The sequence below is a fragment of the Pseudomonas sp. C11 genome (genome assembly GCF_034683865.1).
Lineage (GTDB): Bacteria > Pseudomonadota > Gammaproteobacteria > Pseudomonadales > Pseudomonadaceae > Aquipseudomonas.
In genome coordinates, this window is the sequence record NZ_JAWIIP010000105.1 from 1 (window position 1) to 232 (window position 232).

At 59.1% G+C, this 232-nt stretch carries 1 protein-coding gene; it reads right to left on the reverse strand.

Annotated elements, in window-relative coordinates; all coding sequences use genetic code 11:
- Positions 1-119: 119 nt before the first annotated feature.
- Positions 120-232 (reverse strand): hypothetical protein (locus VC352_RS25095; RefSeq protein WP_322982185.1); only part of this gene is annotated, 113 nt, incomplete at its 5' end.

A 232-nucleotide genomic window follows, 5' to 3' on the forward strand; every position in this document is an offset into this window, starting at 1 on the left:
TGTCGGACAGGCTTGAGTGACCGCAAAGTTTAGCGCCGAAGTGGGGCTTTCAGTAGGCTTGAAAGCCTCCGGATACGACAAGGCCGGGTTTCCCCGGCCTGGTGGCAGAGCGCAACGTCTTACTTGCGCTTCATCGACAGGAAGAACTCGGCGTTGGTCTTGGTGACCTTGTGCTTGTCGATCAGGAACTCGATGGCGGCGATTTCGTCCATCGGGTGCAGCCGCTTGCGCC